Below are 24,707 nucleotides of genomic sequence, written 5' to 3' on the forward strand. Positions count from 1 at the left end.
GAAAGGAGAGCGACATGACAAGGGAATCTAGTAAACCCAAAACGAATTGGCATGATGTGAAACATGCGATCGACACAAACATTCATGAAGACCAAAGACTTTTTAAAGAGCCGCTCACTATTCATTTAGTTACGCCAATGTTTGGGGGAGGGCCCCAATCAAACTCAATTGATCAAGAGAGACCCATTCGAGAAAGTGCGATTCGTGGACATCTTCGTTTCTGGTGGCGTGCAACTAGAGGAGCTGCTTGCAAGAATGCAAATGAATTATCTAAACGAGAAGCAGAGATTTTTGGTCATACAGAACAAGCGAGCCAGATTCAAGTGGTAACGCATTATGAAAAAGACGAAGTGAAAAGAAATTCAAAAGTATTTTTTAAAAAGAAAAATCATCCTTTTCCACGGTATGTTCTTTCAAATATGAAAGATGAAACACCATACCTCATGAAGGCGCAATTTTCTTTAAATATCCGGTTATCAAAAAAAACAACCGATTTTGAGTTAATCAAAAAAGAAGTTGAAGTAGCATTATGGGCTTGGATCAACTTCGGTGGACTTGGTTCAAGAACGAGACGTGGGTGTGGCAGTTTATATTGCAAGCAATTTTCACCATACAACAAGAGGACAAAAAGCCAATTGGAAAAATGGTTTGAGCAAAAGCTTTTAGAATATGACATTCAATTGCCAGCATCAAGTCGAGAATGGCCGACGCTTAGTCGAGAATTCAAAGTACAGGCATTTCCATCATCTATGATCTCAAGCTGGCGGTCTGTCATTCAGACATATGAAACATTTCGAAGAAGATCTAACCCGGACAAAAAAAGGGGAAGAAGTTGCTGGCCGGAAGCAGATACTATTCGTCTGTTAACAGGTAAGGCTAAATCAGGTCATCACATCCCTTATCCAAAAGAGAAACCATTTAAATATCAAGCATTTCCTAGAGCTCAATTTGGTTTGCCTATTCAGTTCCGATTTGCTCCTAAAGATAGTGGGAAAGATCCAGATCCTGTAACGCTCCTACCTAAAGGAAAGGATCGCTTGGCTTCACCACTCATCTTAAAACCATTGGCTATTAATCAAAAGGAATCAGTGGGCATGGTGGTGGTGTTGCAGCAACCAAAGATCGAAGCTTTATCGCTTTTAGGGGACAGAAAGCCTTTGCCCGATGTGACAGATGAACAAAGTATCTACCCAACAGCCACCTACTCAAACAACCCATTACAAGACGAGAGTGGCCGTACGCACTCATCGGCGATTCAAGCTTTTTTACATAGCAAGGAGGTGCGAACATTTTGTCAGAAGAATTACAAAAACAAACATTAATGCTATTTTCGATAGGGCCTGTTCAAGAATTTATTGCGCAAGCAAGGCGAACGCGTGATTTATGGTTTGGCTCTTTTCTTCTATCTGAATTAAGTAAAGCAGGTGCGAAGAAATTTCAAGAACTGGGTGGAACGCTTATTTTCCCTGTGTTCAACGAATCCTCTGCAAAAACAAACAACGCACCAAACAAAATATTGGGAGGAATTTCACACGAACAGCCTTCATCCATTGCAAGACAAGTGAAAAAAGCAATCTATGACAAATGGAAGGAATACGCAGACTTTGTTAGAGAAATAGTTGATCCTTATATTCAAATAGGCACATGGAATCGACAAGTAGATGATTTATTGGAATTTTATGCTGTGTGGACTGAGGTGCAAAATCAAGACAAAGCGGCAAATGCGTCCGCAAGTCCATATCATTTGGCTCTTCAAGAAGTCGAAGGTTTAATGGCGGCACGGAAGACTTTAAGAGATTTTAAACAAAATGAACCAGGGGCGTTATTCGGTGAACCAAAATCATCACTTGACGGTGGACGAGAGTCTGTTTTTCAAAAGCAAAAAACACCACAGCAAGTAGCGCAACTAGCGAAATGGGGAATTGGTGAACATGAATCATTAGATGCGATTTCAGTGATCAAACGATTGTCCTTACATAAGCACCCGAGCGAGACATTTCCATCTGTATGCGATAAAGCTTTTGCTCCCTATCAAAACATGTTGGAACAAAATGAACAGATGAAGAAAGCAGCCACACAATATGTGAAAAATGTAGAAACGTATCTTGAGAATACGAACCTGACAGTAGCTCCTCTTGATTTGAGTGAGGCATCGCTTTTTTATGAAAGAAGAATAGAAGATTTTCTTGAACAACGAGGACTTGTCGGGACCACACGAACAGAAGCGAAAAATGAAATCACACAGCTGCTTGAAAAATATTTCAAAGGTGAATACAGCAAGCATCACGGCCAGCCGATCAAACCACCAGCACCTTCACCTTACTATGCCTTTCTCATGGCGGATGGAGATAAGATGGGCAGCCAACTGCGAAATATACAGCATGTAGAAAGCCATATTGCATTTTCTAAAACGCTCTCAACTTTTGCTTCAAAGGCTCGTGGGATTATTTCCAAATGTGAAGGTACATTGATCTATGGCGGTGGAGATGATGTCATGGCTTATGTACCGGTGCACCAATGCTTAGAAGCAGCTGGGAAATTACAAAGAGAATTTGTTTCAACGATGAAGGCTCATCAACATAGTGAAATACCTCCTTCGATTTCAATTGGCATCGCTATCGTTCATATGCTTGAGCCTCTTGAAGAAGTAAGAAGCATGGCACATCAGGCTGAACAATATGCGAAACAAGAGCGGAATTCATTAGCGATTCATTTCCAAAAGCGAGGCGGAGGAGACACAATGAATATCTCAGTCTCATTTCAAATAGATCCAGTGGCCTCTATCCAAGAGATGACGACGTGGTTAAAGCAGTCTTATTTCACATCTGGCTTTGCATATGGCTTACGAGAGTTGTATCAAACATACGAACAGTCTTCTTTTAGAAAACAGCCGGAAATTTTAGATGAACTCATTCCACTAGAGATAAGACGTCTTGCATTCAAAAAGAAAACGGAAGCAAAAACAGAGCAAGAAACGAAAGAGTGGATCGATCAATTGATTGCGAAGTATATACCGAAGAAGAATACATTAGAAGAATTACATACAATCGCTGAATGTATGATCATTGCTCTTCAACTGGAGGAGGTAAGTGGACATGCCTGAAAGATGGTTTCACATTCAACCGCTTGATCCGCTGCTTATTCGTGATGCACGCCCATTTCAAAGTGTACCAGGTATACGGGCGCGTTCACTAAACGATGTTCCGCCAAGTGTGGTCGCAGGAACACTTCGTACAGCTCTAGCAAAGAAACGACAATCAATCAAACACACGACGCCACTTTCTTATTATTCAAAATCTCTTGTGCGAGGTCCTTTATATCGCTGGCATGATCATTTATATGTGCCAATGCCTCATGACCTTGAGTTATTCGATGATGAGTATGGGATGAATCAATTGAGACCAAAGCCAATGATGTCGGAAGGACAGGGCTTTTTTGGTACAGGAAAAACAGGCCGTTTTAGTGAGGCATTATGGCCGCCAATTGGAGCTGGTGCTCGTAAAAAAATGAAATCGCCGCCTGCTTTTGTATCACTAAAGTGGATGGTGAACTGGCTGATAGACGCAGTGGATGAGAGTCAGGTGAAGGAAGCCTTGACTGAATACCAACACATGCAGAAGGAAAATCATTCTTTCAAAAAGGAAACACCACCGGCATTTATTCCAGCATTACAGCGTCAGGAACGAACACAAATTGAGGTGGAGACTGGCAGTAAAAAGGCAAAAGATCAGCATCTATTTTCAACAGAATCACTCGTATTCCCAGATGACTTTAAACTGGAGGCGGGAATAGAGTTATCTACTGAAGAGTCAGAGGAATTAAAGCCTTTCTCAGGCATTCACCCGATAGGTGGTGAACGGCGGCTGGCTCATATAGAAGACCGGCCACATGTATACCAACAAGATTGGACATGTCCGGATGCTATTAAAGAATCGCTCAAAAACAAGCCGTATGTTCGCATGATATTGGCGACACCTGCTTATTTCAGTAAAGGATGGCAGCCCGGATGGCTGGATGAACAGCTCATGTCAAAACCACTATTTGATACAAATGTACGACTCAAATTGGTTTGGGCATCTGTTCCACATTGGCAGCCTATCTCTGGATGGAGCTTAGCAAATAAAGACAAAGGGCGTGAAAAAGCAATACGCCGCTTAGTCCCCGCAGGTAGTGTTTACTTCTTTACAGTAGAAGAAGGAGATCCAGCAGAACTGGCCGAAAAAATGTGGCTTCAATCAGTATCTGATCGTAATCGGCGCAAAGAAGCGTTTGATCGTGAAGATGGCTGCGGGTTAGCACTTTGGGGAACATGGAAGCCGAATGAATAAGAGGAGTGAGATGATGGAAGCAAGCCGTTGGTTTTGGATACATTGTTTATCCCCCCTTCATATTGGAGCGGGTGAAGGAGTTGGCGTGATTGATATGCCCATTCAACGAGAAAAAGTAACAGAATGGCCGATTATACCTGGAAGCAGTATCAAAGGCGTGCAGCGTGAACATTATCGCGCGAAAGGAAAAGACACATTCGTACAAAAAGTATTTGGTACACAAGGAGATCAAGATGGAAGTGCAGGAGCAGTCGTCATGACAGATGGCCGGTTATTTTCATTCCCGGTGGCGAGTAGATACGGTACATTTGGATATGTGGCAAGTCCACTTATATTGAAAAGATTAGCCCGCGATGCAAAAGCATTAGGCGTAACGCTGGATATCCCTGATCTCATAGAAGAATCAAGCACGCTAGTCACCATGAATTCTAAATTAGTAGAGAATGACGAATTATATCTAGGTGAATTCCAAGGGGCAGCGAAAAAATCTCAACAACTAACCGATTTTGCTGAACAGATGGCCAAACTTTTATTCGACGATAAACAATCACAAACTCTTTGGATAGAACGATTTGTGATTGTAAGTGATGACGTTTTTCAATACATTGTCACCATGAATTCTGAAGTGACACCTCGTATTAGAATTGATCATGAAACCCAAACAGTTAGTAAAGGAGCTCTCTGGTATGAAGAGTATGTACCAGCAGAAGCCATATTTTATGGGCTCATGTGGTGTGATCGTGTCGATGGAAGCAATGATTTATCTGTTAGACACCAACTGTTAAATCAACTAGAAAAACAGATGTATCTTCAATTAGGTGGAAACACAAACGTAGGTAAAGGAAGAGTATCCTGGCGTATGACAGGAGGGGAGGGATCATGAAACTCATTCAACATCATTATGCTGAGAAAGCGTATCAACATGTGATGAATGCCAAAACGAATGAGGAGAATTTCTCAAATCAATATGGACAACTCTGTCACAGATTCGCCTCAATGATCTTAACAAATGGATTAAGGCTCACCATTACATTTTTTGAAGCAAAATCAAGAAAAGGAAATGCTTATCAACAATTCGTTCAAGATATAAAAGAAACACTAGATTTACAAGGCGATTGGTCAGCTTCTAATCGAAATTACTTAATCAAATCAAGACAAGCTTTAAGTGCATCTGTTTGGTTAAAAAGATATGCGGAATCTATTTTAAAGGTGGAACAAGGGGCGGAAAATGTGGAGGACATCCAATGAATCTGTCATTAACCTTAAACAAAAGCAAATGGGAGATTGATGGTTCTACATTGTCGAACATCATAATGGACAGTGCGAAGAAGCAGTCATTTTATGAAAATGTGATTAGTCTACATCGAAAACAGTGGGGGGAAAATCGCTTATTGTATGAAAGATTTGTGGAGCAATATTATACCGATACGAACCCCACATGCCTAGTCAAGTCCATATCGCCGTTAGTCATTGGACATGGAGGAGAGGGTGTACTTGAAACGGGATTGTTATTACACCCGATATACGGCATTCCTTATTTACCAGGAACAGCTTTAAAAGGCGTAGCCTCTCATTATGCCCATTCTGTATTAGGTGAAAACTTTGAAGAACTAAAACAAGGTGGTAGTGATTACAACACATTGTTTGGAACAAACGAACGTGCCGGCATGATCGAATTTCATGATGCGCTCATGATGCCAGAGACGGTAGGAGAAGCATTCAAAGTGGATGTGATGACACCACATCATTCAGACTACAACAGCGTCAAGCTAGATAAGGTGAACAAAGGGGGAAGTGTTCCAGCCCCTCGAGATGATGACTCACCAACACCGATTCATTTCTTAACGGTGGTCAACGGCCGCTTTCAACTTCTATTGAAAACAAAAAAGAATCTACCAGAAGAAGCGGAATGGCTCGAACTCGCCAAAACCATCTTACTAGGCGCTTTAGAACACGAAGGAATCGGCGCTAAAACAAATGCGGGTTATGGAAGACTTAAAATGGACAACGTCATTTCATAAGACTAGGTGCGAATGTGAGGTGAACATAAAATCCTTGGAACATTCGCACCGTTTTATTCGACAAAAATGAGAAAAAATGTATATATTTTACGGGTGAAAACAAACTTCTATATAGAAACTTAAGGGTTTTGATGATCATTCCCTAAAAAATGTTATAATTAGGGCGGAAATCGCAGTCGCACTCTATATGAGTGCGTGGATTGAAATTTTGTTAATCCAACCGATTTCTACATAAAAAGCGTCACACTCTACATGAGTGCGTGGATTGAAATAAACAACCGCTCATTACTATTAGTGTCAGATAGGGTCGCACTCTACATGAGTGGATGGATTAATAATTGCGAAAACATAACTCTGCCTCCTGCCTCCTGCCTCCTGCCTCCTGCCTCCTGCCTCCTGCCTCAGTAGTCATGAATCTAATTGAATTCAATTGTTGCTGAAATATAAAGAATTATGATTAACAAGTTTCAATAGATTTCATACTAAGAAAAAGTCGGTGCGAATGTGAGGTGAACATAAAATCCCTGAAACATTCGCACCTATTCATTCGACAAAAATGAGAAAAAATGTATATTTTAGGGTGAAAACAAAATTCTATATAGAAACTTGTGGGTTTTGACGATCATTCCCTAAAAAATGTTATAATTAGGGCGAAAATCGCAGTCGCACTCTACATGAGTGCGTGGATTGAAATAATCATTAAATTGCCATAGAGATAAACCTTGCTGTCGCACTCTATATGAGTGCGTGGATTGAAATTACCGCCTTTTTTCATGATCGTTCCTCCTTGTGTTGTCGCACTCTATATGAGTGCGTGGATTGAAATAAGTCAAACATAATGTCTAATAGTGCCTTGACTTGTCGCACTCTATATGAGTACGTGGATTGAAATTTTTGTTAACGGCTGTGATAAATAATGGTCTATGGTCGCACTCTACATGAATGCGTGGATTGAAATATTTTGTCGTCTTCAAACCACTGCTGAGTCTTTGGACTGGAGAGTTGGCAATAATATTGTTGGATGTCGCACTCTATATGAGTATGTGGATTGAAATTCCTTTATAAATTCCCACTGAGTAATAAATTTAGTCGCACTCTACATGAGTGCGTGAATTGAAATACGACTGTAAGCCCATATTTCTTTGTAATCTCTAGTCGCACTCTATGTGAGTGCGTGGATTAATAATTACGAAAAACATAACTCAGCCTCTCAGTAGTAATGTATTTAATTAAATTCAAAGTTGTTGCTGAAATAATAAATATGATTATCAAGATTCAAATAGATTTCAGACTAGAAAAATTCGGTGCGAATGAGAGGTGAACATAAAATCTCTGGAACATTCGCACCTATTCATTCGACAAAAATGAGAAAAAATGTATATTTTTTAAGAGTGAAAACAAAGTTCTATATAGAAACTTAAGGGTTTTGACGATCATTCCCTAAAAAATGTTATAATTAGGGCGGAAATCGCAGTCGCACTCTACATGAGTGCGTGGATTGAAATTTTACAAATCCTTGGATACCAAAGACAACAATTTCGTCGCACTCTACATGAGTGTGTGGATTGAAATGATCTCCTCGATCTTGGCTTGATACGTTGGATTGTTGTCGCACTCTACATGAGTGCGTGGATTGAAATGGTGAATGGTGGGAAAAGACAGGAAAGCCTGGTGTCGCACTCAACATAAGTGCATAGATCACTGTTTCTGCGAATTACATAAATTCAAAATAATGTACTTCCCCCTAAATCCAAGCCCTACACAACAAAAAAAGACTCGCTCACACAGAGCCGAGTCTTAATTTTTTTTGCAGTTTTTCTTCACTGAAAATCCAGCCGGTATAGGAATTTTTGATTTGGTGGTCCATGTCGATATGGCAGATTGCGACAAAAGGATAGTGCCCTTTGCTGCGATAGCGCAAATCAATGAACCGCACCTCATAATGATCCTTGTATTTATCCACTTCCCACCGGTAGACAGGGGAGAAGGAGAGGAAGGCTGAAATATTTTCGTCTTGCTTGGCAATTTTCATAATCTCTGTATCAGGGACCGGCACACGGTTAAAGGTGTCTAAAATGACAACCTCTCCATTCATACTGCGCCCAACATGGAAAGAGGATTTACATTTCACGGCAATGCGCCATTGTCTGAACTTCATTGTAGGCGAAATAATAATGTCTTCAATTTCATCGAATTGTGCACGCAGCTGATGTTTAATCTGAAGCTGCATGATCACCCTGACGATATAATAACAGAAAATCACAGCATACAGCGTAATGAACGTATAACCGGGATGCCCGCCAATCGCCCAAACGACAATGGCGACAAGATGGGTAAAAAAGATAAACGGATCAAACGTGTTAATAATCCCAAGCGCTACCCACTTCTTTGAAAATGGACGAATGGCCTGCGTGCCGTATGCATTGAATATATCGACAAACACATGAAGCACAACGGCTAATAGTGTCCATAGCCAAAGGTGAAGTAAATTCGCCCCCGGCACAAATGGGAAAATCACAGCCGGAATTAGCAATGACCAAAACAGTACAGCAGGAATGGAATGTGTAAATCCTCGGTGATTTCTTATATAAACCGCATTATTTTTTAGTTTTAGCACAGTATCAATGTCTGGTGCTTGGGAGCCGGCGATGGTCGCGATCATCACGGCGTGTGCCATATGTGGATCTGCGCTGACGGCTGGATCTAAAAGTGCAAGTCCCCCAAGAGAAATGCCCATTACTACATGAGTACCAGTATCCAATTGATTACCTCCTAGTTGTCATGCTTAGGAACAATCATACAAAGTATACGCCTTCTTTCAAGACTATGTGCAAAAGCACTTTTGCTTTGTTCTGATTTAATGTAACATGTTAACGTATCTACAAACAGTATACAACAAATAAGGTTCTTTTCAGAATGTTAGCCCTTGGTTCAATAAGAAGGAGTATAGATATGAAAGACATTCAAGAAAAGCTGGACCGCAAAGATATTGCGGGCTTTCAGCATGATTTAATTGATTGGTATGAAAAAGAACAACGAACACTTCCGTGGCGTGAAAATCAAGATCCATACCGCGTATGGGTATCAGAAGTGATGCTTCAGCAAACGAGGGTGGATACGGTCATTCCGTACTTCAACCGGTTTATGGAGCAATTCCCGACGGTGAAGGATCTTGCTTTAGCTGATGAAGAAAAAGTCATGAAAGCATGGGAAGGTCTTGGCTACTACTCAAGAGTGCGTAATTTACAGGCAGCTGTGAAAGAAGTCTATGAATCCTACGAGGGCGTTGTCCCTGATACGAAAGAGCAATTTTCAAAGCTCAAAGGTGTAGGTCCGTATACGAGCGGCGCAGTACTGAGTATCGCCTATAACAAGCCGTACCCTGCGGTAGACGGCAACGTTATGAGGGTCATTTCCCGTATTTTGTCCATATGGGATGATATTGCAAAACCAAAAACGAGAAATATTTTCGAGTTTGCGGTGGATCAGCTCATTTCCCGGGAAAAGCCGTCAGAATTCAATCAAGGGTTGATGGAGCTAGGTGCGCTCATTTGCACCCCAACATCCCCTGCATGTCTCATTTGCCCTGTAAACATGCATTGCTCGGCACTCGAGGAAGGCGTTCAGCATGAGCTCCCAGTGAAAAGCAAAAAGAAAAAACCGACTGCAAAATCAATGGCAGCAGCGGTGTTATTTGATGACGCAGGCAACCTTTATATTCATAAGCGGCCAAGTACAGGCCTGCTTGCGAATTTATGGGAATTCCCTAATTTGGAAACCATAAAGGGAAGAAAAACGGAAAAAGAGCAGCTAATGGATTTCTTAAAAGAGGAGGCAGGTGTACAAGCAGAGCTTGGTGATTTAGAAGGCACCATTCAGCATGTATTTACCCACCTCATCTGGAATATTTCTGTTTTCTTTGGACGTGTGACATCTGTATCTGATGACACGATGCTGAAAAAAGTGACAACAGAAGAATTTAAGGCATATGCTTTGCCAGTCTCACATCAAAAAATATGGAAGATGGCACTTGAACAGCCTAGTCATATTTAACCGTTGTACCATGGGTATAATCGGCTTCATTTCGGTGCAGACCCCCGCGGTTTTCAATTTCAGAAATGATTTCTCGATACTTAGATTGCCCTTCTTCGTTTAAATAAGGTAAAATTTGTTGGAAAGCATGATGAAAGTAAGCAAGCTCAGTATCTTTCCATTGATCCTTGGACATCATGCCAAGCTGGCTTAAATCGCGTCCGACATACATGAATGTAACCTCCTAATAGGAACTTTCCTATTAGTGTGAAGCGAATGGACGAAAACTATTCAAATCAGGAGATGAACCATAATGAGTCAACGTAAATGTGCATTAATTACAGGCAGCAGTAGAGGTGTAGGAAAAGAAGTAGCCCTTCGTCTAGCTGAAAAAGGATATGACATTGTCATTAACTATGCGAGAAGCAAAAAAGCCGCACTTGAAACAGCGGAAGAAATTGAAGCGATGGGTGTGAAAACATTGGTTGTCAAAGCCAACGTAGGTCAGCCAGAGAAAATCAAAGACATGTTCCAGCAAATTGACGAAACCTTTGGCCGTTTAGACATATTTGTGAACAATGCGGCATCTGGTGTTCAGCGTCCAATCATGGACCTTGAAGAAAATCATTGGGACTGGACAATGAATATCAATGCGAAAGCTTTGTTATTCTGCGGACAAGAAGCGGCTAAATTAATGGAGAAAAACGGCGGCGGACATATCGTCAGCATTAGCTCACTAGGCTCCATCCGCTACCTTGAAAATTACACAGTAGTCGGCGTATCAAAAGCAGCATTAGAAGCGTTGACGCGTTATCTATCTGTGGAGCTGTCACAAAAAAATATCGTCGTGAATGCCGTATCTGGCGGCGCGATCGATACAGATGCACTTAAGCACTTCCCGAACCGAGAAGAGCTTTTAGAAGACGCCAAGAAAAATACACCAGCTGGCCGAATGGTGGAAATTAAAGACATGGTCGACAGCGTCGAATTCCTTGTATCAGGCAAAGCAGACATGATTAGAGGACAAACCATCATTGTAGATGGCGGACGTTCTTTGCTTGTTTAAAAAATCATGAATAGGAAGTACACCTTCTGCACAAATTAATGTGCGTGGAGGTGATAATGATGGATAAACAACAAAACAAAACAAACGCACAACAAGTGAAAAAACAAAACCAAGCTTCTGCTCAAGGTCAATATGGTACTGAATTTGCTAGCGAGACTGACGCACAGCAAGTAAAAAAATACAACCAAAAAGCTGAGCAAAACAAACAACAAAACAGCTAATCACTGAAACAGAGAAAGCACTTCATCTACGAATGGAGTGCTTTTCTTTCAGATTGTTGACAAAGGGCTAAAATGATCTTTATTTTAGTCCTTTGTCTTCTTTTCAGCGTGACATGAAAACCTTTGAAGTCTAGGAAGGACGAGCACCGGAGCGGAGCGAATTTGACATTCGTGAGCACCGAAGCGCAGACCTGACACCGAATGCGAGGGTTTGTCTGCACGCTGAAGCACTTCATCTACGAATGAAGTGCTTTTCTTTTTGCCTCTCCCACCATCCGACAAAACCTGTAAAGCCTCTACATAAACAGTCAAAGGATTTCAGCAATCTTTCAAGAAGTGGTATACAGACAAAAAGTGGATGGGAATAAAAGGGAGGAGTTGGATGTCTGATTTCGATCAGCTTGTAAAAGAACAAATGCAGCTCATGGATCAACTACTCAATGTACAGGGAGAACTCGATCTATGCTTAGAAACAGAAAAACAATTGCTGCAAGATGAAAAAAAAGAAGAGTGGACCAGGATTCATGATCAAATCAAACAAAAACGTAAGGAACTGCAAAAAATCCAAACCTTGTTTACAAAACAGACAGAAGAGGTCATCAATTCATATAAGCAGATGGAAAAGAGTTCAACCGTGATGTAAAACAGTGTGCCGTTCAATTGGGTTGAATGGCTTTTTCATTTCATTTTTTAATGATGTAACGGTATAATATGATAGAGACATGTTTAGTTGGGAAATTAGGTCTTTGGACTGTTATGTTTGTTTGTTATAGAAAGTAGGGGAGAAAATATGGGCTATCCCAAGGAAGGAGAAAGCATCCAAATTCAAAGCTATAAACACAATGGCTTGATCCACAGGATTTGGAATGAAACCACCATTCTGAAAGCAACGGAATTGTGTATCATTGGTGCAAACGACCGGACAATGGTGACTGAATCCGACGGCCGTACTTGGATGACGAGAGAACCGGCTATTTGCTATTTCCATGCAAAACAATGGTTTAATGTGATTGGGATGCTTAGAGATGATGGGGTATATTATTACTGCAACATCAGCTCTCCTTTTGCAACAGATGAAGAAGCAATTAAGTATATTGATTACGACTTAGATGTCAAAGTCTTTCCAGACATGACGTATAATATTTTGGATGAGGATGAATATGCAGATCATAAGAGGCAGATGAATTATCCAAAGGAAATTGATAGTATCTTAAGAGAGCATCTGAATACATTATTGCATTGGATTCACCAGCGGAAAGGTCCGTTTGCTCCTGAATTTGTGGATATGTGGTATGAACGTTTTTTACATTATACAAAATAAGCAAGAGCATCAAAAAACCTGTTTGGCTTTTTAGGCTAACAGGTTTTTGATTGCGTACGGATAAGAGGCACTGATAGATTGGGAAGGAGATTTACATGGGGGTCATTAAACGCTACATGGCTTTTGTTACACCGTATAAAAAACAGATTGCATTGACAATGGTCATCGGGATGATCAAGTTCTCGATTCCCTTAACATTGCCTCTGCTTTTAAAGTATGTCATTGATGATGTCATTCAAGGCACGGGGTCGGCTGAAGAAAAGACATCATCTCTACTGATCATTATGGGAATCATGCTCGCATTATTTTTAGTGATGAGGCCGCCTGTTGAATATTATAGACAATACTATGCGCAGTGGACAGGCAGTAAAGTATTATTTGATATTCGAGAAAAGCTGTTTTCGCATATTCAAAAGCTCAGCCTTCGTTATTATGCCAACACGAGAACAGGAGAAATCATTTCTAGAGTCATCAATGATGTGGAGCAGACAAAAGAGTTTGTTATCACAGGTCTTATGAACATTTGGCTAGATTTGATGACCGTGCTGATCGTGATCGCCATTATGTGTACACTGGACATCAAGCTCACCATCGTGTCTGTCATTATTTTTCCGTTATATGCGTTTGCAGTGAAGTATTTTTACGGCAGGCTTCGCAAGCTGACAAAAGAGCGGTCACAGGCGCTGGCTGAAGTGCAAGGGCATCTACACGAGCGAGTACAAGGAATGCCAGTCATTCGGAGCTTTGCCATTGAAGAATATGAACAAGAGAATTTTCATGATGAAAACAAAAATTTCTTAAACAAAGCGATCAACCATACGAATTGGAACGCTAAAACATTTGCCGTCGTCAATACCATCACTGATATTGCACCGCTATTGATCATTGCATTTGCTGGCTACACCGTCATTAATGGATCACTTTCGATCGGGACCATGATTGCCTTTGTCGGTTATATTGACCGGATGTATAACCCGATTCGCCGCCTCATAAACTCATCCACGACTTTAACTCAGTCAGTAGCGTCAATGGATCGTATCTTTGAATTTATTGATGAGCCATACGAGGTAACAGATCGGCCGAATGCGAAAGAAGCCGATCATTTAAAAGGAGAGGTCGAATTTAAAAATGTGTCGTTTCGTTATGAACACACGCAGGAAGAGATTCTCCGCAATATCTCCTTGAAAGTTGAAAAAGGACAAACGGTTGCGCTTGTAGGAATGAGCGGTGGAGGGAAGTCGACTCTCGTCAGCTTAATTCCAAGGTTTTATGATGTGACAAACGGATCACTTGAAATTGACGGCATCGATATAAAAGAGTACAGAGCAAGAAGCCTTCGAAATCAAGTCGGAATGGTGCTGCAGGATACATTCTTATTCAGTGACACGATTAAAGAAAATATTGCGGTTGGAGACCCAGAAGCCTCTTTTGAAAAAATCGTTTCGGCTGCAAAAGCGGCAAATGCCCATGATTTTATTATGTCTCTTCCTGAAGGATATGACACGAAGGTAGGAGAACGGGGCGTGAAGCTGTCAGGCGGTCAAAAACAGCGGATTTCCATTGCAAGGGTCTTTCTTAAAAATCCACCGCTGTTGATTTTAGATGAAGCAACGTCTGCACTAGATTTAGAAAGTGAACATTACATTCAAGAAGCGATGCAAAAGCTAGCAAAGGACCGCACAACCTTTATTGTCGCGCACCGCTTATCAACAATTACACATGCTGACCTCATTGTCGTCATGGAACAAGGCGAGATTGTGGAAAAAGGAACACATGAAGAATTAATGAACCGAGACAGCCACTATCGCCATCTATTTACCATTCAAACATTAAATTAGTAGAAGCCTATCCGATTCTAGCGGATAGGCTTTTTTATGCTTGTCAAAAACATGACATATTTCCCAGCTTGTCTCAATACAATTTTAAAAAGTATGACGGGGTGGTGAATATGTGAAAGAACAAGACGTGCTGCTAGATGTCAAACAGCTGTCCATTGCATTCCAGCAAAAAAAGCAAAAAGTACCCATCGTCCATCACATATCGTTCTCGATTCAAAAAGGAGAAACCTTAGGAATTGTTGGCGAATCTGGCTGCGGGAAAAGCATCACATCTATGTCATTAATGGGACTGAACCAGCAAACAGACACAACGGGAGAGATTCAATTCGAAGGGCAAAACCTGCTGTCGCTTTCAGAAAAACAGTGGCGAGAAATAAGAGGAAATGACATTTCGATGATTTTTCAAGAACCAATGACCTCTCTAAACCCATTAATGACCATCGGCAAACAAATGACGGAAGCCCTTTTCACACATCAAGCAATCGGTCAAAAAGAAGCAAAAGCGAAGGCGGTTGATCTGCTTCAGACAGTTGGATTGAAGCAAGCCGAATCGTTGCTTAAAAAATACCCGCATGAATTATCAGGTGGCATGCGCCAGCGTGTGATGATTGCGATGGCGATGCTTTGTCACCCAAAGCTCATGATCGCAGATGAACCAACAACTGCACTTGATGTGACCATCCAAGCGCAAATCCTTCGCCTGCTCAAAAAGCTGAACGAAGAGATGGACACCGCTATTTTATTTATTACCCATGATCTAGGCGTCGTACGGCAAATATGCCAGCGAGTCATGATAATGTATGCCGGTCGAATCGTAGAAGAAGGAACCGTTGACCGTATTTTTCAAAAACCTCTGCACCCCTACACAAAAGGTCTTTTCGCCTCAGTTCCATCGTTTAAAGAGAAAAAAGAAAAGCTCATCTCCATTGCAGGTCATGTACCGAAGCCTGGGACCATTCGATCCGGCTGTCAATTTGCCGCGCGCTGCCCCTATCAAATGGCGCAATGTCTTGAAGAAGATCCAGTTTTACAATCCATTGAACAGGATCACCGCGTGGCATGCTTTCTAATGGAAGGAGGAGAAGACACTGAGTCACCCACTCTTGCAAGTGAATCAACTGACAAAACGGTATGACACAGCCGCTTTTTTTTCTAAACACAAACATTCGACTCTGGCTTTAAATCAAGTGTCCTTTCACGTGAAGGAGGGGGAAACGCTTGGCATTGTTGGTGAATCGGGCTGCGGGAAATCAACGCTTGGCAAAAGCTTAATGAGATTGACTGAACCGACGTCAGGCTCTATTCAACTGAAAGGGCAAGAGGTCACTCTTTTGAAAGAAAGAGAGATGCGTTCTTTAAGAAAAGACATTCAAATGATTTTTCAAGATCCATACGCTTCATTAAATCCACGAATGAAAATCAAAGATATTTTAGAGGAACCGCTCATTGTCCATCAACATGGAACGAAAGCAGAAAGACGGAAGCGGGTAAAAGAGATGCTGCATATTGTCGGATTTGACCCATCCTACGGAGAACGTTATGCGCACCAATTCAGCGGCGGACAAAGGCAGCGTATTGGTATCGCTAGAGCACTCATTACCCATCCAAGTCTTGTCATTGCCGATGAACCCGTTTCAGCTTTAGATGTATCCGTTCAGGCGCAAATTTTGAATTTGATGCTTGAATTGCAAAAGACGCTTTCTCTAACGTATCTATTTATTTCTCACGATCTTGGTGTTGTCAGGTATATGAGCGACCGAATCGCAGTCATGTATGCTGGCCGCATTGTCGAGATGGGACCTGCCGAAGACGTATTTCACAGCCCGCTTCATCCTTATACATCTCTGCTTCTGAAATCCATTCCACATATGGATCACGTGCTAGAGACGCAAGATGTGTCGGCAGAAGAGTCTGCCATGACACCAAGCGGCGGATGTCCTTTCTACAAAAGGTGTCCAAAAAGGTGGGGGAAATGCTTAAAAGCAGTACCTGCTTTGTATGAGGAGGAACCGGGGCACGCAGCGGCGTGTTACTTATATCAAAAGGAGGAACACAATGAAGAAGACATGGTTGTTCAGTAGTTTCATTTTTGTGCTGGCGCTTGCACTGTTTTTGGGGGGATGCTCGTCCGCACCGTCATCAGAAGAAAAAGCAACAAAAGATACCCTCGTATTTGGCAGAGGAGGAGACTCCACTTCACTTGATCCAATCACAACAACAGAAGGCGAAACCTTCAAGGTCACAGAGAATATGTTTGAAAAGCTGCTGAATTATGGTGAGAAAGACACGACCATCCATCCAGGTCTCGCAACAGACTGGGATGTTGCAAAGGACGGAAAATCATACACATTCTACTTAAGAGAAGGTGTGAAATTTCACGATGGCACAGACTTTAACGCAGAAGCAGTGAAATTCAACTTTGATCGTTGGATGAATGGCGATGCAGAAAAATTCCCTTACTACGGCATGTTTGGTGGCTATAAAAAAGATAAAGGACATGTGATTAAAGACATCATTGTTAAAGGTGAGCATGAAGTTGAATTTCAGCTAAAACGCCCGCAGGCGACATTCCTTAAAAATATTGCCATGTCACCGTTTGGCATCGCGAGTCCTGCGGCTGTTGAAAAAAGCGGCGATTCCTTTCGTGAGAATCCAGTGGGAACAGGACCATTCAAATTTAAAGAGTGGAAACAAAACGACCGTATCGTGTTAGAAAAGAACGAAGATTACTGGCAGAAGGATAAACCAAAACTGAATCAAATCATCTTCCGCTCGATCCCAGAAAACTCGGCTCGTTTAAATGCTTTGAAAACAGGCGAGATCGATTTGATGGATGGCGTGAATCCGTCAGATTTAGATGGCATTAAAACTGATAAGGCACTCCAGCTCATTGAAAGACCATCAATGAATGTAGGTTATATCGGACTGACCGTCACAAGGAAGCCGCTCGATAACAAGCTCGTTCGTCAAGCGCTCAATTACGCGGTCGATAAAGAATCCATTATTAAGTCATTTTATGGCGGACTTGCCGAGCCAGCAAAAAACCCTCTTCCGCCAGCTTTAGAAGGCTACAATGACGACATTGATCCATATCCGTATGATCCTGAAAAAGCGAAGGAACTTTTAAAAGAAGCGGGCTTTCCTGACGGCTTTCGCATCAAGCTTTGGGCGATGCCTGTACCGCGTCCATATATGCCAGATGGGATGAAGGTAGCAGAAGTCATTCAATCAAACTTTGAAAAGGTCGGAGTCAAAGCAGAAATTGTGACTTACGACTGGGCGACCTATTTAGATAAGGCAAGTAAAGGGGAGGCTGATGTGTTCTTATTAGGCTGGACAGGGGACAATGGTGATCCTGATAATTTCATCTACACACTTTTGGACAAAGACAGCATTGGCGGCAACAACTATACATTCTTCGAAAACGATAAAATGCACGACATCCTCATTGAAGCACAAACAGACACAGATCAAAAGAAACGAAATGAGCTATATAAAAGAGCACAAGAAATCATTCATGATGAAGCACCTTGGATTCCATTGGTGCATTCAATCCCAATGCTTGCAACATCTAGTGATTTAAAAGGCTACCAGCCGCATCCAACTGGTTCAGAAGCTTTGACTGACGTGTATTTCGAATAAGCAAATAAGGGAGATCTTGTATCTCCCTTATTCAAACAAAGAAAAGGCGGTGAAAGCTGTTTGTTTGCTTATTGTATGAAGCGGGCAGGAATGCTCATCCCAGTATTGATCGGAATGACATTGGTCGTGTTTTCAATTATACGGTTTATTCCAGGGAACCCAGCACAGGTCATCTTAGGACAGCGGGCAACGAAAGAAGCGGTAGAACAGTTAACCATCCAGCTCGGTTTAAACCAGCCTTGGTATGTTCAATACGGACATTACATGCTGGGCCTTTTAAAAGGAGATTTAGGGACTTCGATACGAACAGGAGCGGCTATTGCCCAGGAAATGAAGCCGTACTTATTTGCGACGTTAGAATTGACCTTTTTTGCCATGGTGTTGGCGATTGTTGTGGGTGTAAATGCTGGAATCATCAGTGCTTGGTTTAAACATTCTTTCTTTGATTATGTCGCGATGTTTGTTGCACTCATTGGAGTGTCCATGCCGATTTTCTGGTTAGGCTTAATGGGGCAGTGGCTGTTCTCGATTGAATTAGGTATTTTACCGACAACGGGACGTGAAAATGTAAGAAATCCAGTGGAATCAATCACCTATATTCATACGCTGGACACGCTTTTGCAAGGCCGGTTTGATCAATTCACTGACAGCATCAAGCATTTGATCTTACCAAGTACAGCACTTGCTACAATCCCTGCTGCGATTATTGCGAGGATAACAAGGGCAAGTATGCTGGAAGTGCTTCATTCAGATTTTATTCGAACAGCAAAAGCAAAAGGGGTACGTTCATTTTTCATCATTTATCAGCATGGGTTGAAAAATGCGCTTATTCCGATCTTGACGATTATTGGTCTTCAAACAGGCCTCTTGCTAGGCGGAGCCATTTTAACAGAGACCATTTTTGCATGGCCGGGCATTGGGCGGTATATATATGACGCCATCAGCTATCGTGATTACCCAGTCATTCAAACAGGCATTCTCGTCGTTGCGCTCATATTTGTCCTGATCAATTTCATTGTGGACATCTTGTATGCGGTCATTGATCCAAGGATTAAATATTAGGGAGGGAGAGTGATCACATGGAAGCGCAAAAAGAGCTTGAACCACCTCAACCAAAAGAAGAACGCTCTCAATCATTGATTCTTGAATCGATGAAGCTGTTCTTTCAGCACAAGCTGGCGGTCATTGGCAGTGTGATTGTCTTTTTATTTCTCATCTTAGCGATATTTGCACCGCTCATTGCTCCTTTTGGAATCAATGAACAATCTCTCGGTGAGCGATTTAGTGCGCCATCAGCTGCGCACTGGTTTGGTACAGATGATTTCGGCAGAGATATATTCTCAAGAGTTGTGCATGGCGCGCGGATTTCCTTATGGGTTGGTTTTTTCTCGGTTCTCGGGTCTGTCATTTTAGGCACACTGCTTGGATTAATTGCAGGCTATGGCGGAAGAGTGCTAGATGCTGTGATCTCGAGAGTGTTTGATATTTTACTCGCTTTTCCTAGTATTCTACTAGCGATTGCGATCGTCTCCATCTTAGGTCCCTCTTTACAAAATGCCCTTATTGCCATTGCGATTATTAATGTCCCAACCTTTGGACGACTCGTTCGTTCAAAAGTGCTGAGTATTAAACAAGAAGAATACGTGCTAGCAGCAAAGGCGATTGGGATGTCACACCGCCGCATCGTGCTGCGTCACATTCTGCCAAACAGTATGGTGCCGGTCATCGTACAGGCGACGCTTGCGATCGGAACAGCGATTATCGAGGCAGCGGCTTTAGGTTTTTTAGGATTAGGTGCACAGGCACCAAGCCCAGAGTGGGGGAAAATGCTCGCCGATGCGAGACCTTATCTCGTTCAAGCCCCTTGGACATTAATTTTCCCAGGTGTAGCGATCATGCTGACAGTTTTAGGTTTTAACCTGATGGGAGATGGATTAAGAGACACACTGGATCCTAAAATGAAGAAAATCAAATAAGACCAATTCTAGGAATTGGTCTTTTCTCAGTTTATGCTTCTTTTTCTTCTGTCTCAATTTCACTGTCTTTTGGGTGATACGTCTGGAAGCTTGTAATCAATGTATCTAAATGCTCTAGTTCATCACGGTATTCGATGATGCTGGACATGACATTTAGCATATTGTAATCGAGCAAGTCGTTTTCTTGGTTTTGCTGATGCTGGATAAATGATTTCGTTAACGTTTCAAGGCGAAGAGAGCATTCATTTTGAAATTCATCGTCCTGCGGTTTCATTTTACCGACGAATTTCATCAAGGTGCGCTCATGCCAATACAGTAAGTAATCAATTTCATCTGTTAAGCTTTCCTTGAAATGCTCTGGCATCAAAAGAATTTCATTTTCTAATTTATGAAGCTTTTTCAGCAAGTAAAGGGCACGATTCGATGTCATAATGGCCTGTCTGAACAAAACGAGCTTTCTTGATTTTACATAGGTTGTTTTCTTTAAATAGCTTCGTTCCTCTTTGTATAACAAGTAAATGTGATCTAATTTGATCATGCGTTCTTTTATTTGATCGATGTCATCTTTTAAAATGGAATGATCAGTAGACTGTCTGGAGCTCAGACGGATCCATTTTAAAATCTCCTCCGTATTTTCCATAATGTGATGAACAAGCTTTGTTTCATACTTTGGCGGCAGGAAGATTAAATTCACTAAAAATGAAGAAAGAACTCCTAACACCACAGTAGCTGTTCGAATTAAGGCAAAGGAAAGGAAATGATCCCCTGCACTTTCTAAAATCGCAATGACGGTTACAAGTGCAATTGGAATCGTGTGTTCAATCTTCAGCTTTAAATTAATGGCAATGACTATGACGGCGGTTAAACCGATAATGACTGGTCCAGTACCAAAAAGCAGGCCGAACGTAATGGCAAGTGCTGCTCCAATAATATTGGCTTGCACTTGATCAACAATCGTTAAAAAAGATCGATAAATAGATGGCTGGATAGCAAATACAGCTGCAATTCCCGCGAAGACGGGCGTTGGCAACCCAAGCCATGTTGCCAGGTAAAGCGCGAGTACAATGGCAATACCAGTTTTTAAAATACGGGCTCCAAGTTTCATTGGTTTTGTCCCTGCATTCCTTTCTTTTAGATAATAGATGATCACTCGTCATTTATTATAAATATTTTGATGAACAACTAAGTAATATACAGCGGTCTTCCGAAATATTCAAGTGATTTTTGAAAGTTCATGAAAACATCAAAAGAAGGTATTGAGAAGAAATGTAACAGATTCACACGCTTTTGACAAACAAGAGCTGATAAATAAAAAAACAGGCGCATTTTTTTACGCCTGTTTTTGACCCTATTATGATTGTTTCAACTGTTCAAACGCATGATCTACTGCTTGCAGCGTCTCAGAAATATCTTTTTCAGTATGTGCGATCGTTAAGAACCAAGCTTCATATTTAGAAGGAGCGAGGTTAATCCCTTGCGAAAGCATTAATTTAAAGAAGCGGGCGAACATTTCGCCATCCGTATTTTCAGCCTGTTCATAGTTCACAATGGTTTCTTTTGTGAAATAGATCGTGAGAGCCCCTTTTAAGCGGTTCACTGTAATATCTACTTGATGTTTTTTTGCATGGGCTAAAATGCCTTCTTCTAGCATAGCGCCAAGCTGATCAAGACGCTCGTAAACACCATCTTGTTTTAACACTTCCAAGCAGGCAATACCAGAAAGAATGGATGCGGGATTTCCTGCCATCGTGCCAGCTTGATAGGCTGGTCCAAGAGGAGCGACTTGCTCCATAATTTCTTTTTTACCGCCATAAGCACCGATCGGAAGTCCGCCGCCAATGATTTTTCCTAATGCAGTGAGGTCAGGTTTTACTTGAAGCAAGTCCTGTGCGCCTCCGTACATAAAGCGGAAAGCTGTAATCACTTCATCGTAGATCACAAGTGCGCCCTTTTCATGAGTGAGGTCATTGACCTGCTGCAGGAAACCGTCCTTAGGCTCCACGATGCCGAAGTTCCCGACAATTGGCTCGACAAGGACAGCTGCGACTTCATCGCCCCATCGATCCAATGCTTCTTTGTAGCTGTCAATATCATTAAATGGAACGGTAATCACTTCATTGGCGATGCTCTTTGGAACACCCGCTGAATCAGGGGTTCCTAAAGTGGAAGGACCAGAGCCAGCTACCACAAGTACAAGATCAGAGTGACCGTGATAACATCCAGCAAACTTAATGATCTTTGTTCTGCCTGTATATGCACGTGCGACACGAATCGTTGTCATCACCGCTTCAGTACCGGAATTGACAAAGCGAACTTTGTCCAAAGCAGGCATGGCTTCCTTCAGCATTTTAGCAAAAGTGACTTCATGCTTCGTTGGCGTTCCGTAAAGGACACCTGTTTCAGCCGCTTTTGTAATCGCTTTTGTAATATGAGGGTGGGCATGTCCTGTAATAATTGGGCCGTATGCTGCTAAGTAATCGATATAGCGATTTCCATCAACATCCCAAAAATAAGCGCCTTCTCCTTTTTCCATAGCCACGGGTGAACCGCCGCCTACTGCCTTATATGAACGAGAGGGGCTGTTGACACCTCCAACAATATGCTCCAGCGCCTCTTGATGTAATTTTTCTGATTCTGTGAATTTCATAAATAGCCTCCTATCTCAACGTATCACGTCGTCTATCATTATTTTAACATGCCGATGCAAGCGTCCTTAGTTGAATATCCTCTCAAAATTGGATAGGCTATTTAAAAATAGGTTGGAGGGATTGTGTTATGACAATCGAAGTAGGCCAGCAAGTACCTGAAATTGAATTAACCGGTGACAACGGGGAGAAAGTAAAGCTTTCTGACTTTAAAGGAAAACATATTGTCCTTTATTTCTATCCAAAAGATATGACACCAGGTTGTACTACAGAAGCATGTGATTTCCGCGATCGCCATCAAAGCTTTGCAGAATTAGATGCTGTCATTATCGGCGTAAGCCCAGACAGTCAGGACAAGCATCAGAAGTTTAAAGAAAAACATGATTTACCGTTCTTACTTCTTGTAGACGATGAACAGAAATTGTCTGAAGCCTTTGGAGTATGGAAGCTGAAAAAGAACTTTGGCAAAGAATACATGGGCGTCGAACGTTCAACGTTTCTTATTAATAAAGAAGGAACGCTTGTGAAAGAGTGGAGAAAAGTTAAGGTAAAAGACCACGTAGAAGAAGCGCTTGAGGAACTGAAAGCTCACGCTTAATATCATCACAGGATAGGACCGGCAGACACACCGGTCTTTTTTGTGAAGAAGAATAGGTAAAAAAGAGGATTGTAATTGACAAAGATTCGGCTCTGGGGGTACACTATTTATAAAGATTATAATATAAGAATATTTTTGAAGAGAGGTGCATGATGAAATGGCTGCTCACGAACTAAAAGACGCTTTAGATGCTTTAAAAGAAACCGGTGTTCGAATTACTCCGCAGCGCCATGCCATCTTGGAGTTTCTCGTAAATTCTATGACTCACCCAACCGCGGACGATATATATAAAGCACTTGAAGGGAAATTTCCAAATATGAGTGTCGCAACGGTTTACAACAATTTACGAGTCTTCCGGGAATCTGGATTAGTAAAGGAATTAACGTACGGTGATTCCTCAAGCCGATTTGATTTTGCGACATCTGACCATTACCATGCGATTTGTGAAAACTGCGGAAAAATAGTGGACTTTCATTATCCTGGCCTTGATGAAGTTGAACAGCTTGCATCCCATGTGACGGGCTTTACAGTCAGTCATCATCGCTTGGAGATCTATGGGACTTGTCAAGAATGTGCGAAAAAAGAAAATCATTAATGAAAAAGCTGACCGGTTAAATGGTCAGCTTTTTTTATGACTTTTTTCGATTGTAGGATTCATCAAACTCTTTGCCTTCTAATGCTGGATCGAGTGTAAGCGGCTCTCTGCAATGCATGCACATGTCCACCCGCCCAAGCACTTTTGTTTCCTTCTCACAGCCTGGACATACGACACGGACTGCCTTCGTAGAAAGCATACCGATCCAAAAGTAAACCACTGTACTCAATCCGATCGATAAGACGCCGAGCAGCATAAAGAAAGTCGACAGCCAAATCGATTCCTTGAAGAACACACCGATATACATGATCAGAAAGCCAACAAAAACCAAACTAAGTGCAAATGTTCTGATTTTATTAATCTTACTGGAGTATTTCGCCATCCCTAGTCCCCCTTGTCTCCAATATAGCACATTTTACCTTTC

At 41.8% G+C, this 24,707-nt stretch carries 23 protein-coding genes, 1 pseudogene and 1 CRISPR repeat array; of the genes and pseudogenes, 19 read left to right on the plus strand and 5 right to left on the minus strand.

Annotated elements, in window-relative coordinates; all coding sequences use genetic code 11:
- Nucleotides 1-14 precede the first annotated feature (14 nt).
- Genes cmr1 through cmr6 form a run of 6 tightly spaced genes read left to right on the plus strand, consistent with a single transcriptional unit; the run spans nt 15 to nt 6,349 of the window.
- Entirely contained in the window at nt 15-1,322 is a 1,308-nt protein-coding gene (cmr1, locus tag MKY18_RS04255; protein ID WP_216927788.1) for a type III-B CRISPR module RAMP protein Cmr1, read from the plus strand.
- Nucleotides 1,292-3,103 (plus strand): type III-B CRISPR-associated protein Cas10/Cmr2, encoded by a 1,812-nt coding sequence (cas10, locus tag MKY18_RS04260; protein ID WP_342497748.1) that lies wholly within the window; start codon nt 1,292-1,294, stop codon nt 3,101-3,103. The genes cmr1 and cas10 overlap by 31 nt, the downstream gene beginning before the upstream one ends.
- A complete protein-coding gene (gene cmr3 / locus MKY18_RS04265) occupies nt 3,096-4,328 on the plus strand; it encodes a type III-B CRISPR module-associated protein Cmr3 (protein WP_065097439.1) in 1,233 nt (410 codons plus the stop codon). The genes cas10 and cmr3 overlap by 8 nt, the downstream gene beginning before the upstream one ends.
- A 13-nt stretch (nt 4,329-4,341) precedes the next feature.
- The gene (gene cmr4, locus MKY18_RS04270; RefSeq protein ID WP_223252872.1) at nt 4,342-5,211 is read left to right on the plus strand and encodes a type III-B CRISPR module RAMP protein Cmr4; all 870 of its coding nucleotides are present in this window, start codon (nt 4,342-4,344) and stop codon (nt 5,209-5,211) included.
- Nucleotides 5,208-5,576, plus strand: coding sequence for a type III-B CRISPR module-associated protein Cmr5 (cmr5, locus tag MKY18_RS04275; RefSeq protein WP_106067536.1), 369 nt, complete (start codon nt 5,208-5,210; stop codon nt 5,574-5,576). Before cmr4 ends, cmr5 begins: the two co-directional genes overlap by 4 nt.
- A complete protein-coding gene (gene cmr6, locus MKY18_RS04280) occupies nt 5,573-6,349 on the plus strand; it encodes a type III-B CRISPR module RAMP protein Cmr6 (protein ID WP_223252871.1) in 777 nt (258 codons plus the stop codon). Before cmr5 ends, cmr6 begins: the two co-directional genes overlap by 4 nt.
- Before the next feature lie 662 nt (nt 6,350-7,011).
- A CRISPR array of direct repeats spans nt 7,012-7,307; the repeat unit is 20 nt; unit sequence ATGAGTGCGTGGATTGAAAT.
- Nucleotides 7,308-8,129: 822 nt separating this feature from the next.
- On the opposite strand, the gene MKY18_RS04285 is transcribed toward cmr6, so the two are convergent.
- A complete protein-coding gene (locus MKY18_RS04285; RefSeq protein WP_044139674.1) occupies nt 8,130-9,110 on the minus strand; it encodes a metal-dependent hydrolase in 981 nt (326 codons plus the stop codon).
- Nucleotides 9,111-9,301: 191 nt separating this feature from the next.
- Here MKY18_RS04285 and mutY point away from each other — a divergent pair, with 191 nt between their 5' ends.
- Nucleotides 9,302-10,402 carry an A/G-specific adenine glycosylase gene (gene mutY / locus MKY18_RS04290; RefSeq protein ID WP_106067534.1) on the plus strand — a complete coding sequence of 367 codons (1,101 nt, stop codon included), beginning with the start codon at nt 9,302-9,304 and terminating at the stop codon, nt 10,400-10,402.
- Here the strand turns inward: mutY and MKY18_RS04295 are convergent.
- A complete protein-coding gene (locus MKY18_RS04295) occupies nt 10,389-10,613 on the minus strand; it encodes a hypothetical protein (RefSeq protein WP_044139672.1) in 225 nt (74 codons plus the stop codon). The genes mutY and MKY18_RS04295 overlap by 14 nt on opposite strands.
- Before the next feature lie 81 nt (nt 10,614-10,694).
- Between MKY18_RS04295 and fabL the strand changes: the two genes are divergently transcribed.
- The 10 genes and pseudogenes from fabL to MKY18_RS04345 all read left to right on the plus strand — a co-directional run bounded on the left by fabL (nt 10,695) and on the right by MKY18_RS04345 (nt 20,445).
- The gene (gene fabL, locus MKY18_RS04300) at nt 10,695-11,447 is read left to right on the plus strand and encodes an enoyl-[acyl-carrier-protein] reductase FabL (RefSeq protein ID WP_003217873.1); all 753 of its coding nucleotides are present in this window, start codon (nt 10,695-10,697) and stop codon (nt 11,445-11,447) included.
- Nucleotides 11,448-11,521: 74 nt separating this feature from the next.
- A pseudogene (locus MKY18_RS04305) lies at nt 11,522-11,668 on the plus strand (gamma-type small acid-soluble spore protein); the annotation flags it as partial.
- A gap of 382 nt (nt 11,669-12,050) precedes the next feature.
- Nucleotides 12,051-12,311, plus strand: coding sequence for a YgaB family protein (locus MKY18_RS04310; RefSeq protein WP_003217867.1), 261 nt, complete (start codon nt 12,051-12,053; stop codon nt 12,309-12,311).
- A 147-nt stretch (nt 12,312-12,458) separates the two neighbouring features.
- On the plus strand, nt 12,459-12,989 hold the full coding sequence (locus MKY18_RS04315; protein ID WP_003217818.1) for a DUF402 domain-containing protein: 531 nt from the start codon (nt 12,459-12,461) through the stop codon (nt 12,987-12,989).
- A 95-nt stretch (nt 12,990-13,084) separates the two neighbouring features.
- On the plus strand, nt 13,085-14,827 hold the full coding sequence (locus MKY18_RS04320; RefSeq protein ID WP_065097433.1) for an ABC transporter ATP-binding protein: 1,743 nt from the start codon (nt 13,085-13,087) through the stop codon (nt 14,825-14,827).
- A gap of 112 nt (nt 14,828-14,939) precedes the next feature.
- Complete coding sequence (locus tag MKY18_RS04325; RefSeq protein ID WP_137055485.1) at nt 14,940-15,962, plus strand: ABC transporter ATP-binding protein; 1,023 nt, start codon at nt 14,940-14,942, stop codon at nt 15,960-15,962.
- A complete protein-coding gene (locus MKY18_RS04330) occupies nt 15,931-16,908 on the plus strand; it encodes an ABC transporter ATP-binding protein (RefSeq protein ID WP_265209142.1) in 978 nt (325 codons plus the stop codon). Before MKY18_RS04325 ends, MKY18_RS04330 begins: the two co-directional genes overlap by 32 nt.
- Nucleotides 16,883-18,469 carry an ABC transporter substrate-binding protein gene (locus tag MKY18_RS04335; RefSeq protein ID WP_265209141.1) on the plus strand — a complete coding sequence of 529 codons (1,587 nt, stop codon included), beginning with the start codon at nt 16,883-16,885 and terminating at the stop codon, nt 18,467-18,469. The genes MKY18_RS04330 and MKY18_RS04335 overlap by 26 nt, the downstream gene beginning before the upstream one ends.
- 60 nt (nt 18,470-18,529) lie before the next feature.
- Nucleotides 18,530-19,531, plus strand: a complete 1,002-nt coding sequence (locus MKY18_RS04340) for an ABC transporter permease (RefSeq protein WP_065097429.1) — start codon at nt 18,530-18,532, stop codon at nt 19,529-19,531.
- Nucleotides 19,532-19,548: 17 nt separating this feature from the next.
- The gene (locus MKY18_RS04345; protein ID WP_217012987.1) at nt 19,549-20,445 is read left to right on the plus strand and encodes an ABC transporter permease; all 897 of its coding nucleotides are present in this window, start codon (nt 19,549-19,551) and stop codon (nt 20,443-20,445) included.
- 31 nt (nt 20,446-20,476) lie between these two features.
- Here the strand turns inward: MKY18_RS04345 and MKY18_RS04350 are convergent, their stop codons facing one another.
- On the minus strand, nt 20,477-21,550 hold the full coding sequence (locus MKY18_RS04350) for an aromatic acid exporter family protein (protein WP_283924254.1): 1,074 nt from the start codon (nt 21,548-21,550) through the stop codon (nt 20,477-20,479).
- 246 nt (nt 21,551-21,796) lie between these two features.
- On the minus strand, nt 21,797-23,092 hold the full coding sequence (locus MKY18_RS04355; RefSeq protein ID WP_342497749.1) for a glutamate-1-semialdehyde 2,1-aminomutase: 1,296 nt from the start codon (nt 23,090-23,092) through the stop codon (nt 21,797-21,799).
- Between the two features lie 128 nt (nt 23,093-23,220).
- On the opposite strand from MKY18_RS04355, the gene bcp reads away from it, so the two are divergent.
- Together bcp and perR are read left to right on the plus strand one after the other, a co-directional pair.
- On the plus strand, nt 23,221-23,688 hold the full coding sequence (bcp, locus tag MKY18_RS04360) for a thioredoxin-dependent thiol peroxidase (protein WP_065097425.1): 468 nt from the start codon (nt 23,221-23,223) through the stop codon (nt 23,686-23,688).
- A gap of 157 nt (nt 23,689-23,845) precedes the next feature.
- Nucleotides 23,846-24,283 (plus strand): peroxide-responsive transcriptional repressor PerR, encoded by a 438-nt coding sequence (gene perR / locus MKY18_RS04365; protein WP_003217782.1) that lies wholly within the window; start codon nt 23,846-23,848, stop codon nt 24,281-24,283.
- A 34-nt stretch (nt 24,284-24,317) separates the two neighbouring features.
- Here perR and MKY18_RS04370 read toward each other — a convergent pair whose 3' ends face one another.
- A complete protein-coding gene (locus MKY18_RS04370) occupies nt 24,318-24,665 on the minus strand; it encodes a YgzB family protein (protein ID WP_003217804.1) in 348 nt (115 codons plus the stop codon).
- Nucleotides 24,666-24,707 lie beyond the last annotated feature (42 nt).

It is taken from the genome of Bacillus sp. FSL R7-0672 (assembly GCF_038601465.1).
GTDB classification, from domain to species: Bacteria; Bacillota; Bacilli; order Bacillales; family Bacillaceae; genus Bacillus; species Bacillus pumilus.